The 12,368-nt window shown below is 59.7% G+C and carries 12 protein-coding genes and 1 pseudogene; 6 read left to right on the plus strand and 7 right to left on the minus strand.

Annotation, left to right across the window (positions count from 1 at the left end; translation table 11 throughout):
- Positions 1–22: 22 nt before the first annotated feature.
- The 7 genes and pseudogenes from aceK to map all read right to left on the minus strand — a co-directional run bounded on the left by aceK (position 23) and on the right by map (position 7,120).
- Entirely contained in the window at positions 23–1,747 is a 1,725-nt protein-coding gene (gene aceK / locus B6S08_RS10370) for a bifunctional isocitrate dehydrogenase kinase/phosphatase (protein WP_094200835.1), read from the minus strand.
- Between the two features lie 177 nt (positions 1,748–1,924).
- Positions 1,925–3,295 carry an adenylosuccinate lyase gene (gene purB, locus B6S08_RS10375; RefSeq protein ID WP_094200738.1) on the minus strand — a complete coding sequence of 457 codons (1,371 nt, stop codon included), beginning with the start codon at positions 3,293–3,295 and terminating at the stop codon, positions 1,925–1,927.
- A 54-nt stretch (positions 3,296–3,349) separates the two neighbouring features.
- Positions 3,350–3,973 (minus strand): high frequency lysogenization protein HflD, encoded by a 624-nt coding sequence (hflD, locus tag B6S08_RS10380; RefSeq protein ID WP_094200739.1) that lies wholly within the window; start codon positions 3,971–3,973, stop codon positions 3,350–3,352.
- Positions 3,970–5,076: a tRNA 2-thiouridine(34) synthase MnmA gene (mnmA, locus tag B6S08_RS10385; protein ID WP_094200740.1), complete on the minus strand. Its 1,107-nt coding sequence runs from the start codon at positions 5,074–5,076 to the stop codon at positions 3,970–3,972. Before mnmA ends, hflD begins: the two co-directional genes overlap by 4 nt.
- Positions 5,077–5,212: 136 nt before the next feature.
- Positions 5,213–5,662: an NUDIX hydrolase gene (locus B6S08_RS10390; RefSeq protein WP_094200741.1), complete on the minus strand. Its 450-nt coding sequence runs from the start codon at positions 5,660–5,662 to the stop codon at positions 5,213–5,215.
- Positions 5,662–6,249, minus strand: a pseudogene (locus tag B6S08_RS10395) (pseudouridine synthase); the annotation flags it as partial. The gene B6S08_RS10390 and the pseudogene B6S08_RS10395, both read right to left, overlap by 1 nt.
- 79 nt (positions 6,250–6,328) lie before the next feature.
- Positions 6,329–7,120, minus strand: a complete 792-nt coding sequence (gene map / locus B6S08_RS10400; protein ID WP_094200743.1) for a type I methionyl aminopeptidase — start codon at positions 7,118–7,120, stop codon at positions 6,329–6,331.
- 293 nt (positions 7,121–7,413) lie between these two features.
- Between map and rpsB the strand changes: the two genes are divergently transcribed.
- The 6 genes from rpsB (at position 7,414) to B6S08_RS10430 (ending at position 12,367) form a co-directional block, all read left to right on the plus strand.
- Complete coding sequence (rpsB, locus tag B6S08_RS10405) at positions 7,414–8,139, plus strand: 30S ribosomal protein S2 (RefSeq protein ID WP_094200836.1); 726 nt, start codon at positions 7,414–7,416, stop codon at positions 8,137–8,139.
- Positions 8,140–8,241: 102 nt separating this feature from the next.
- Positions 8,242–9,120 (plus strand): translation elongation factor Ts, encoded by an 879-nt coding sequence (gene tsf / locus B6S08_RS10410; protein WP_094200744.1) that lies wholly within the window; start codon positions 8,242–8,244, stop codon positions 9,118–9,120.
- Between the two features lie 72 nt (positions 9,121–9,192).
- A complete protein-coding gene (gene pyrH, locus B6S08_RS10415; protein WP_014293058.1) occupies positions 9,193–9,924 on the plus strand; it encodes a UMP kinase in 732 nt (243 codons plus the stop codon).
- 119 nt (positions 9,925–10,043) lie between these two features.
- A complete protein-coding gene (gene frr, locus B6S08_RS10420) occupies positions 10,044–10,601 on the plus strand; it encodes a ribosome recycling factor (RefSeq protein ID WP_094200745.1) in 558 nt (185 codons plus the stop codon).
- A 72-nt stretch (positions 10,602–10,673) separates the two neighbouring features.
- Complete coding sequence (gene uppS / locus B6S08_RS10425) at positions 10,674–11,453, plus strand: polyprenyl diphosphate synthase (protein WP_094200746.1); 780 nt, start codon at positions 10,674–10,676, stop codon at positions 11,451–11,453.
- Between the two features lie 59 nt (positions 11,454–11,512).
- On the plus strand, positions 11,513–12,367 hold the full coding sequence (locus B6S08_RS10430) for a phosphatidate cytidylyltransferase (RefSeq protein ID WP_094200747.1): 855 nt from the start codon (positions 11,513–11,515) through the stop codon (positions 12,365–12,367).
- Position 12,368 lies beyond the last annotated feature (1 nt).

Below are 12,368 nucleotides of genomic sequence, written 5' to 3' on the forward strand. Positions count from 1 at the left end.
TGAGGGGAGTAACTGCTTCACCTCACTCCTCACGACTTTCACCGTACTTGTACCTGAACCGTTGCCGGCACTGGTAGGGGAAAATATCCCCCACCATGCCGCTTTCAATGTTGTGTTGCTGCCTGCGCCAGTATTCGGCGGTAAACAGCTCCATATGCTGTTCACTAAAGGCGGCGCGCACTCGCGGCTTGTACAGCAGAAAGGTTTTGAACTCTTCCGGAAACACATCATTCGGTCCCACCGAATACCAGGGCTCGGGGCAGAGTTGATCCTGAAGGTGGTCGGTTTTGGGAATGGCGCGAAAATGGCACTCGGTCATGTAGGCGATTTCGTCATAGTCGTAGAAAATCACCCGGCCGTGACGGGTGACGCCAAAGTTCTTGAACAGCATGTCGCCGGGAAAGATATTGGCGGCGGCCAGCTGTTTGAGGGCGTTGGCGTATTCGTCCAGGGCATCGTGCAACTGCTGATCGCCGGCCTGCTCCAGGTGAAGGTTAAGCGGAATCATGCGCCGTTCGGTATAAAGGTGATGAATGATCAGCCGGTCATCCCTGAGGGTGAGTTGTGACGGTACTTCCCGCTGCAATTCGTCGAGCAGTTCTGGGCTGATGCGGTTCAGGGGCAGCTCGAAGTTGGTAAATTCCATGGTGTCGGCCATGCGGCCCACCCGGTCGTGTTGTTTGACCAGCCGGTACTTGGCCTTGACGGTGGCGCGATCCACGGTTTTGGGCGGTGTGACCTTGTCCTTGATTACCTTGAATACCACGTCGGATGACGGCAGGGTAAACACGCTCATGACCATGCCCTTGATGCCTTCCGCCGGCACGAACCGATCCCGTGAAGCCTGTAGCTGCTGCAGAAACTCTCGGTAAAAAATGGTTTTGCCGTGCTTTTGCCAGCCGATGGCGTTGTAAATTTCGTAGTCCGACTTGTTGGGCAGCAGCGGCCGCAAAAACTGCACCAGCAGTGATGGTTGAGGGCACCACACCATGAAATAGGCGCGGGCAAAGCCAAACAAAATGGAGGCGTCGTCATGGCTTAGCAGCAGGGTGTCGATCACCAGGCCACCCTGCTCATGCAATATCGGCAGAATAAAGGGCAGGGGACCTTCGGGCCGCTCCAGCCGGCCAATGAGGTAGGCGCCCTTGTTGCGGTAAAACAGGGTGTTGATAACGGTCAGCCGCAAGGGCATATCGGCCAGCCCCTGCTCGGCCAGGGTGCGCCGAACATGCTCCAGATCCCGAGCCAGGTGAATAAAGGGGGGGGCCAGCCGCAGGCGCGCCAGCAGGTGCTGTAGGGTGCCGACCAGAGCCCCCGGTGCGATCTGGTAGTGCCAGGTGACGGGCGCAAGATCCTGCTCCCCCGGCTGAGGCACGAAGGGGTGCACATAGAGGTTTTCGGCACGAATGCTGCGGTGGCGGGTGGAGCGGCGGTAGACCGAGTTGTAGAAGGATTCGGCCATGTCGGCATTGGCATGGTTGATCAGCAGATCGTTAAAGGCCTGCTTCAGTGCCTTCAGCTCCTGATGGCGCAGGGGGCTGCGGTTGTAGTCGAGCACGGCCCGCACCGTGTTGTTGACGTGCTCGTCATACAGCCAGATGCGTCTGCGGGCGGCCTGTTGCACGCCCTGCCAGTCCTGGCGTTCAAAACGGGCCCTGGCCCCTTGAGTGAGCACCAGAAAATAACGGTGAAAGTCGTCGAAACCGCGCATGACGATATGCGCCATTTCCCGAGTTCGGCTGTTCATGACCATGCTGCTCCCGATAAAGACCGAAAAGCATGTTAATGAACCGCAAGGGAAAAAAGCCAAGGGGCAGTGAGCGTTTTGTGGTCTGCCGCAAGTTGCGGAGAAGGGAAAGCGGGAAATCTGTGACCTGGTCATGCATCTGGAGCGCCCCGGTGGGCGCTCCAGACACAGGATGCGTTACTTCAGCTCGTCGGTGAGCTTGACCGCGCGGCCGATGTAGTTGGCCGGGGTCAGTTGCTTGAGCTCGTCTTTCACGGACTCGGGCAGTTCCAGGCCGTCGATAAAGGCGCGCATGCCGTCACCGTCTACCCGCTTGCCCCGGGTCAGCTCTTTCAGCTTCTCGTAGGGCTTTTCGATGCCGTAACGGCGCATTACGGTTTGTACCGGCTCGGCCAGCACTTCCCAGTTCTGATCCAGATCGGCGGCCAGCGCCTGGGGGTTGGCTTCCAGCTTGCTGATGCCCTTCAGGGTGGCCTGATAGGCGATCAGTGAGTAGCCCACGGCCACGCCCAGGTTGCGCAGCACGGTGCTGTCGGTCAGATCCCGCTGCCAGCGGGAAATGGGCAGCTTGGCGGCCAGGTGATTGAAAATGGCATTGGCCAATCCCAGGTTGCCCTCGGAGTTTTCAAAGTCGATGGGGTTGACCTTGTGGGGCATGGTGCTGGAGCCGATTTCGCCGGCCACGGTTTTCTGCTTGAAATAACCCACGGAGATATAGCCCCACACGTCCCGATCGAAGTCGAGCAGAATGGTGTTGAAGCGGGCAAGGGCATCAAACAGCTCGGCGATGTAGTCGTGGGGCTCGATCTGGGTGGTGTAGGGGTTCCAGGTCAGGCCCAGGCCGGTGACGTACTGCTCGGAGAAGGCGTGCCAGTCTACTTCCGGATAGGCGGAGATATGGGCGTTGTAGTTGCCCACGGCGCCATTGATCTTGGCCAGCAGCTCCACGCTCTGGATTTGCTTGAGCTGACGCTCCAGACGGTAGGCGACGTTGGCCATTTCCTTGCCCAGGGTGGTGGGCGAGGCGGGCTGGCCGTGGGTGCGGCTCAGCATGGGCAGATCGCGATATTGGGCGGCCAGGCGCTTCACTTCGTCGATCAGTTGCTGGCAGTAGGGCACCACCACGTCATCGCGGCCGGCCTTCAGCATCAGGGCGTGGGCGTTGTTGTTGATGTCTTCACTGGTGCAGGCAAAGTGAATGAACTCGCTTACCGCGGCCAGCTCGGGCAGGGCCTCAACCTTTTCCTTCAGGAAGTATTCCACGGCCTTGACGTCGTGGTTGGTGGTGCGCTCGATGTCCTTGATACGCTGGCCGTCGGCCTCGCTGAAGTTGGCGACAATGCTGTCGAGCAGGGCGTTGGCTTCATCTGAGAAGGCCGGTACTTCGGCAATGGCGTCCTGGGCGGCCAGGGCCTGCAGCCAGCGAACTTCCACCTCTACGCGAAAGCGCAGCAGGCCGAATTCGGAGAAAATGGCGCGCAGCGCCTCGGTTTTGCTGCCGTAACGGCCATCGACCGGGGAAATGGCCGTTAATGCTGACAATTCCATGAACTGAAACTCCTGAAGGTTGGGGGGTAGTTAAAGCAAATTGGTTAAAACAAATCAGTAACGCAGCGCGGCCTGGGCCTGAGCCACCAGTCGCTTGCGGGAAAACAGAATATGACGGCGTTTGCCGCCGAGCTGGCGCCACAGCACGGCGCTGCGAATGCCCGCCAGCAGCAGGGCGCGGATCTGGTGCTGCACCAGCGGCTGCTGCAGAAAGCTGGGGTTACCGGCCACCTGAATGCGCGGCCCCAGCGGGCTGATAATGTCGCTGTAAATGCCGGCCAGGTTGCCCAGCACCTGTTCGTCGAGCAGCTCGAAATGGTGCAGCTGGCGCTTGACCTGGCTGATGCGCTCACCCAGCATCGACAGCAGATCCCGGCGCTTGGACAGCTTGCGCTCCAGCGCCACCAGTCCCACCAGATAGCGGGTAAGCTCGGCGTTTTTCTTGCTGCTGTCGGGGCTGAGCTGTTCGATCAGGGTTTGGTAGCCCAGGCGCAGGTGGTCGTGGCCGCCGTAAATGTCCGCCGACTGGGCGGCATCGGTCACCATGATGCTGTTCAGGGTGGTGGCCAGTACTTCTTTGTCTTCGATAACGCCCTGGCGGGCCACCTGTTGCACCAGGCTTGCCGCCTGACAGATACCGGCAAAGGCCAGGGTTTGACTTTCCAGACTGTGACTCACGCTTGATCCTTGTTGAACCGGGTTTCAATAATGCCGCCGCCCAGGCAGACCTCGCCGTGGTAGAACACCGCCGACTGGCCCGGAGTGACCGCCGCCTGAGGCTCGTCAAACAGCACGCGAATGGTGTCGGCATCTACCGGCTCAATGGTGCAGGGAATGTCGGTCTGGCGGTAGCGGGTTTTCACGCTGCAGCGCACCGGCTCGGTGATCGGCTGGCGATTCACCCAGTGCAGCTGGCGGGCGATCAGGCCGTCGGAGTAGAGGCGGGGGTGATCGCCTTGGGCCACCACCAGCACGTTGCGTTCCACTTCTTTGTCGACCACGTACCAGGGCTCGTCGCCGGCATTTTTCAGGCCGCCGATGCCAAGGCCCTTGCGCTGCCCCAGGGTGTGGTACATCAGGCCCTGATGCTGGCCGATGATGTCGCCGTCCACGGTTTCAATGTTGCCGGGCTGAGCGGGCAGGTAGCGGGCCAGGAAGTCGGTGAACTTGCGCTCGCCGATAAAGCAGATGCCGGTGGAGTCCTTTTTCTTGGCGGTGACCAGCTCCAGCTGTTCGGCGATGCGGCGCACCTCGGGCTTTTCCAGCTCGCCCACCGGAAACAGGCTTCTGGCCACCTGTTGAGAGCTCAGGGTATAGAGGAAATAACTCTGATCCTTGTTGCCGTCGAGGCCGCGCAGCAACCTGGGCTCGTCGTCAAAGCTGCGGCGCACATAGTGGCCGGTGGCGATGTAATCGGCACCCAGATCCTCGGCGGCGAACTCCAGGAACGCCTTGAACTTGATTTCCTTGTTGCACAGGATGTCGGGATTGGGGGTGCGGCCGGCCTTGTATTCCGCCAGAAAATGCTCGAACACATTGTCCCAGTATTCGGCGGCAAAATTGATGGTGTGCAGTTCGATGCCGAGTTTGTCGCACACGGCCTGGGCGTCGCGCAGATCTTCCGCCGCGGAGCAGTACTCGTCGGTGTCGTCTTCTTCCCAGTTCTTCATGAACAGGCCTTCCACCTGATAGCCCTGCTGTTGCAGCAGGTAGGCCGAGACCGAGGAATCCACACCGCCGGACATGCCGACAATCACTTTCAGCTGACTGTTATCGCTCATAACGCCCATTAACTCGATTGCAAAACGGGCGCTATTTTACCAGACAAATGTCGTGAGGGGTAATGGGGAAGGAGGGAGGGATATAGCTCCGTTTCTGATCGTTATATGCGCCATCATTACCCCCATGAAATGAGGCCTATCGCGGGGCCGGTTTCAGCGCCGACAGCGGAAACCGTTCGCCTTTGAGGTAATCCTGCAGGGAGGCCAGGATCAGCGGGCTGCGCAGCCGATCGCCCAGGGCTGCTATCTCCGCCAGGGTCAGCCAGTGGCAGCGAATAATGTCACCGTCCGGGTCCTGTGGATAGGTAGCCAGTGGCTCGGCCACTTCGGTGCAGAAGGTAAAGCGCACAAAGTGCTTGCCGTTGTCCGGCGCCGTGTATTGATACACACCCACCGCTTCTGTCAGCGGCAGCGCCAGGCCGGTTTCTTCCAGCAGCTCGCGGCGGGCGCCGTCCAGCAGGTTCTCACCCGGCTCAAGGTGGCCGGCGGGCTGATTGAACATCACTTTGCCCTGCTGCCATTCTTCCACCATCAAAAAGCGCTCATTGGCGCGCACGATCACCGCCAGGGTTACCGCATGACTCATAGTTTTCTCCATTGCCCGGGTGGCAGGTCGTCCAGGGTCCAGTTGCCCACGGCGTAGCGAATAAGCCGCAGGGTGGGAAAGCCGATATGGGCGGTCATGCGCCGTACCTGGCGATTGCGCCCCTCGGTGATTTGTATCTCCAGCCAGGTGGTGGGAATGGCCTTGCGCTCGCGAATGGGCGGGTTGCGCGGCCAGACTGCCGGCTCGTCCATGCGCCGTATCTTGGCCGGCAGGGTGGGGCCGTCCTTCAGCTCCACGCCCTGTCGCAACTGGTCGAGTTCAACTTCGGTGGGGTCGCCTTCCACCTGCACCCAGTAGGTTTTGGCGGTCTTGCGCCCGGGCTGGGTCAGGCGGGCATTGAGGGCGCCGTCATTGGTCAGCACCAGCAGGCCCTCGCTGTCCCGATCCAGCCGGCCGGCAGCATACACCCCAGGCACGTCCACGTAGTCGGCCAAAGTCTCGCGACCGTCTCCGTCGGTAAACTGGCACAGCACCATATAGGGCTTGTTCAGCAATAAGGTAACCGGTGGGCCTGAGGGCTTTTTCGGCGCGGGCTTGCGGGGGCGACGGGTAACGTTGGGCTTCATGGAGGTTATTCGGGGTATGGGGAACAGGGAGTGGGAAAAGGTTGGGATTTACGTTGCTCATCCCAACCTACTTCAGTTTTTAGCTTTCGGCGGTGATGATTCGCGGCAGGTTGTCGTCCTGCCGCAGGGTCAGCACTTCACAGCCGGTTTCGGTCACCAGCAGGGTGTGCTCATACTGGGCCGACAGGCTGCGATCCTTGGTCACCACGGTCCAGCCGTCGTTCAGCATCTTGCTGTGGCGCTTGCCCACGTTGATCATCGGCTCAATGGTCAGACACATGCCGGCCTTCAGTACCTCGCCGGTGCCCGGCTTGCCGTAGTGCAGCACCTGGGGCTCTTCGTGGAACTCCTTGCCAATGCCGTGACCGCAGTATTCCCGCACCACGGAATAGTTGTGGGCCTCGGCGTGCTTTTGAATGGCGGCGCCGATGTCGCCCAGGTGCACCCCGTCCTTGACCATTTTAATGCCAAGTTCCATGCACTCCTGGGTCACTCGGCACAGGCGCTCGGCCATGATGCCGGGCTTGCCCACGATGAACATTTTGGAGGTGTCGCCGTGGTAGCCGTCCTTGATCACGGTAATGTCGATATTGAGAATGTCGCCGTCCTTGAGTTTCTTGTCGGACGGAATGCCATGACAGATCACGTGGTTGACCGAGGTACAGATCGACTTGGGAAAACCGTGGTAGTTCAGCGGCGCCGGAATGGCCTGTTGCTCATTCACGATATAGTCATGGCAGATCCGGTTGAGTTCGTCCGTGGTCACGCCGGGCTTTACATGGGGCTCGATCATTTCCAGCACCTCTGCGGCCAGGCGGCCGGCCACGCGCATTTTTTCGATTTCTTCCGGGGTTTTTATGACTATGCTCATACTCGTCTCTGTGAAATGGCTGGGCGATTAGCGGGCGTACCCGTGAGAGGGTCAAAAGTGTACCCTTGCCGGCCGCCAACTTCCAGCGCCGAAATCGCACCCGGCGCTGGTGCGGGCGGGGCAAATGTGGTATAAAGCGCGCCGTGATGCCGGGTTGCGTCTGTTGAGCAATTCCGCCGTCACCAACATTCACTTTTTTAACACACACACACATCGGCACATGCTCCAGGGTGCCTTCGGGTCGGAGTCATGGGATGTGTGGAGGCCTAACCCAATACATATTTGAGGAAATCATGGCACAAGTATCTATGCGCGACATGCTGAAAGCCGGCGTTCACTTCGGTCACCAGACCCGTTTCTGGAACCCCAAGATGAAGCCTTACATTTTCGGCGCCAGCAACCGGGTTCACATCATCAACCTGGAAAAGACCGTTCCCCTGTTCAACGATGCGCTGAACTACCTGGGCAACGTTGCTTCCAAGAAAGGCAAGATCCTGTTTGTTGGTACCAAGCGCGCAGCTTCTGAAGCCGTTAAAGAAGCCGCTACCAAGTGCGACCAGTTCTACGTCAACCACCGCTGGCTGGGCGGTATGCTGACCAACTGGAAAACCGTACGTCAGTCCATCAGCCGCCTGAAGGATCTGGAAGCCCAGTCTCAGGACGGTACCTTTGAAAAGCTGACCAAGAAAGAGGCGCTGATGCGTACTCGCGAAATGGAAAAGCTGGAAAAGTCCCTGGGTGGTATCAAGGACATGGGCGGTCTGCCCGACGTACTGTTCGTCATCGATGCGGATCACGAGCACATCGCCATCAAGGAAGCCAACAACCTGGGCATCCCCGTGGTATCTGTAGTTGACACCAACTCCAACCCGGACAACGTGGACTACATCATCCCCGGTAACGATGACGCCATCCGTGCCGTTCAGCTGTACCTGAGCGCCGCTGCCGATGCCGTGAACGCTGCCCGCGCGCAAGACCTGGCCGTGCAAGCCGAAGACAACTACGTCGTAGAAGAATAATAAAGACTGAGCTCAGCTCACGCCTTTATTAACCATACGCAAGTTACAGGTTAACAGGGGCCATGTGCCCCTGTTTTCTTAACAAGACCGAGGACATTACGAATGGCAAACATTACCGCTGCCCTGGTAAAAGAACTGCGCGAGCGCACTGGCGCCGGCATGATGGATTGTAAAAAAGCCCTGATCGAAGCCAACGGTGATATCGAGCAGGCCATTGAAGACATGCGCAAGTCCGGCCAGGCCAAAGCCGCCAAGAAAGCCGGCCGCATCGCCGCCGAAGGTATCATCCTGGCACGCCAGGCCGGCAACGTTGCCGTGCTGGTAGAAATGAACAGCGAAACCGACTTCGTTGCCAAGGACGCCAGTTTCCGCGCCCTGGGTGAGCAGATCGCCGATCTGGCCCTGGCCAACAAGATCAACGATGTTGAAGTACTGAAGGCCGCCGAGCTGGCCAACGGTGAAACCGTTGAAACCGCCCTGACCAACCTGATCGCCAAGATCGGTGAAAACATGAGCCTGCGTCGCGTCGTGCTGGTGGAAGGCGACAACGTGACCACTTACCTGCACGGCACCCGCATCGGCGTTATCGCCAACCTGCAGGGTGGCGACGAAGAGCTGGCCAAAGACGTGGCCATGCACGTGGCTGCTTCCAGCCCGCAGTTCGTTAAGCCCGAAGACGTGTCCGCCGAAGTAGTGGCCAAAGAGCGTGAAATCCAGGTGGAAATCGCCGTTAACTCCGGCAAGCCGAAAGACATCGCCGAGAAGATGGTTGAAGGCCGCATGAAGAAGTTCACCGGCGAAATCTCCCTGACCGGTCAGCCCTTCGTTAAGGATCCGTCCATCTCCGTGGGCGACCTGCTCAAGCAGAACGGCGCCGACGCCCTGGGCTTCGTACGTTTCGAAGTGGGTGAAGGTATCGAGCGTAAGGAAGAAGACTTCGCTGCCGAAGTACAGGCTCAGATCGCCGCTTCCAAGGGTTAATTCCCGCCCTTTTTAATGCTGTTCGGACCGCGACATTTCGTCGCGGTCTTTCTATGACCAGGAATAGAAAGCATGAGTACCAATCCGAAACCCGCATACAGACGCATTCTTCTCAAACTCAGCGGTGAAGCGCTGCAGGGAGAGGAAGGCTTTGGTATCGACCCCGCCGTACTGGAGCGTATGGCTCAGGAAATCAAGGAACTGGTAGAACTGGGCGTACAGGTAGGCCTGGTGATCGGCGGCGGCAACCTGTTCCGTGGTGCGGGCCTGGCCAAGGCGGGCATGAACCGCGTGGTGGGCGACCACATGGGTATGTTGGCCACCGTGATGAACGGCCTGGCCATGCGCGATGCCCTGCACCGTGCTTATGTGAATGCCCGTCTGATGTCAGCCATTACCCTGGAAGGCGTGTGCGACAGTTATAACTGGGCGGATGCCATCAGCCTGCTGCGCAAGGGCCGAGTGGTGATCTTCTCTGCCGGCACCGGCAACCCCTTCTTTACCACCGATTCGGCCGCCTGTCTGCGAGGCATCGAGATCGAGGCCGACGTGGTGCTCAAGGCCACCAAGGTCGATGGTGTGTTCAGTGAAGATCCGGTCAAGAACCCCGACGCCGAGCTGTATCATCACCTCGGTTACGATGACGTGCTCGACCGCGAGCTCAAGGTCATGGATCTGGCCGCCTTTACCCTGGCGCGGGATCACAACCTGCCCATTCGTGTGTTCAACATGAACAAGCCGGGTGCACTGCGCCGGGCCGTCATGGGTGAAACCGAAGGCACCCTGATCAGCAACAAGCTCTGATAAACTGTGAGGGGTGAGGGGGAAGGTGTGAGGAGAACAGACCAAACAGGTGCCGACTGTTGGTTTTACCCCTCACTCCTCACTCTTCACTCCTCACCGAGACAAAAAGGATAACGACCGTGATAAACGACATTAAAACCGACGCCAAGGCACGCATGGAAAAAAGCGTGGAAGCGCTGAAAACCCAGATGAACAAGGTGCGTACCGGCCGTGCTCATCCCAGCCTGCTCGACAGCATCAGTGTTGACTACTACGGCGCTTCTACCCCGCTCAACCAGCTGGCCAACATCACCACCGAAGACTCCCGCACCCTGGCGGTGACCGTGTTTGACCGCTCCATGATTCAAGCGGTGGAAAAGGCCATCATGATGTCGGATCTGGGTCTGAACCCGTCCAGCGCCGGTGCCATGATCCGCATTCCGCTGCCGCCGCTGACCGAGGAGCGCCGCAAGGACCTGATCAAGGTAGTGCGTAACGAAGCCGAACAGGGCCGGGTGGCCATTCGCAACATTCGTCGTGACGCCAACAGCAGCCTGAAGGCCCTGCTGAAGGAAAAGGAAATCTCCGAAGACGACGATCGTCGCGCTCAGGATGACGTGCAGAAGCTGACTGACCTGTACATCAAGCAGGTGGATGACGCCCTGGCCGCCAAGGAAAAAGAGTTGATGGAAATCTGATAGTTACATCAGGTATAGTAGCCGACGCCGTGTAGCTGCCTGCACGGCGTTTGTTTTTGTGCAGGAGAGACTATGCCAGCTACGGCAGCAACAGACGAACAGTCCCGCCTACCCCGTCACGTCGCCATCATCATGGACGGCAATGGCCGCTGGGCCGAACAACGGGGCAAATTCCGGGTATCCGGCCACAAGGCCGGGGTGAAGTCGGTTCGGGCGGCGGTCAGTTTTGGCTACCGGCTCGGCCTTGAGGCCCTGACCCTGTTCGCCTTTTCCAGCGAGAACTGGCGCCGTCCCCAGGATGAGGTCAGCGCCCTGATGAGCCTGTTTATCGCCGTGCTGGGCTCGGAAGTGCGCAAGCTGCACCGCAACAACATTCGTCTGCGCATCATAGGGGATCGCAGCGCCTTCGCGCCGCACCTGCAGCGCAAAATCGACGACGCCGAACGCCTCACCGCCAACAATACCGGCCTGACCCTCAATATTGCCGCCAACTACGGTGGCCGCTGGGACATTACCCAGGCGGCCCGGGCACTGGCCGAACGGGTGGCCGACGGCAGCCTGAGCCCGGCAGACATCGACGAGGCCGCGCTGCATCAGCAGATCCAGCTCAGCGATCTGCCGGCGGTGGACCTGCTGATCCGCACCGGCGGCGAGCAGCGCATCAGCAACTTTCTGCTGTGGCAACTGGCCTATGCGGAGCTCTATTTTACCCCCGTGCTCTGGCCCGACTTTGGCGAAGAGGCGTTCAGCGACGCCATTGCCGCCTTTGTGGGTCGGGAACGGCGTTTTGGCTGCACCGGCGCTCAGATTAGAGAGCTGCTGGAGCACAAGGCTGGCGCCGACAACGAATAATAACGATAAGGGTGAGCATGCAAGGCGAAAGGCCTTCACCCTCGAAGAGAGGACATTTCTTGCTAAAGCTTCGTATCATCACGGCCCTGTGCCTGATCCCTGTGGTGCTGGGGGCCATTTTTATGCTGCCCCTGCCGTTTTTTGCCCTCTTTGCCACCGCCGTCTACCTGCTGGCGGGGCGGGAATGGGGTCATTTTATCGATGCCGGAAAAACCAATGTGGTCATGGTGTTCCTGGCCCTGGTGCTGGTGGCACTGATGGCCAGCGTGCCCATCGAGCATATCTGGGCCGACGGCCTGCACGGCTGGATTGACCTGGTACTGAACGCCGGCGCCTTGTGGTGGCTGTGCGCACTGCCGCTGGTGCTGCGTTATCCGGCCAGTCGTGCGCTGTGGCAGGGCCGGCCCTGGCTCAAGGCGGTGTTTGCCCTGCTCAGCCTGGTGCCGTTTTTCTGGTCGCTGCTGGTGTTGCGCAGCTATCAGTATGAGCAAAACCCGCACTACGGCGCCTGGCTGCTGCTGTTTGTCATGGCCCTGGTGTGGGCCGCCGATACCGGCGCCTATTTTGCCGGTAAGGCACTGGGCCGGCACAAGCTGTGCCCCAGCGTCAGCCCGGGCAAAACCATTGAAGGCATGATCGGCGGCGTACTGGCCGCCTGTGTCCTGGCACTGGTGGTGACGCAGGCGGTGGCACTGCCTGCGGCCCAGACCCAGGCGGTGCTGCTGGCGTCCGTGGTGGCGGTGTTGGCCTCGGTGCTGGGAGACCTGGTAGAAAGCATGTTCAAGCGTGAGGCCGGCCTCAAGGACTCGGGCAGCATTTTGCCCGGTCACGGCGGCATCATGGATCGCATCGACAGCCTGACCGCGGCACTGCCCATCTTCGTGGTGGTGTACCGGCTGGCGGGGCAGGGTTGAC

The sequence above is a fragment of the Oceanimonas doudoroffii genome (genome assembly GCF_002242685.1).
In the GTDB taxonomy this organism is placed as follows: domain Bacteria; phylum Pseudomonadota; class Gammaproteobacteria; order Enterobacterales; family Aeromonadaceae; genus Oceanimonas; species Oceanimonas doudoroffii.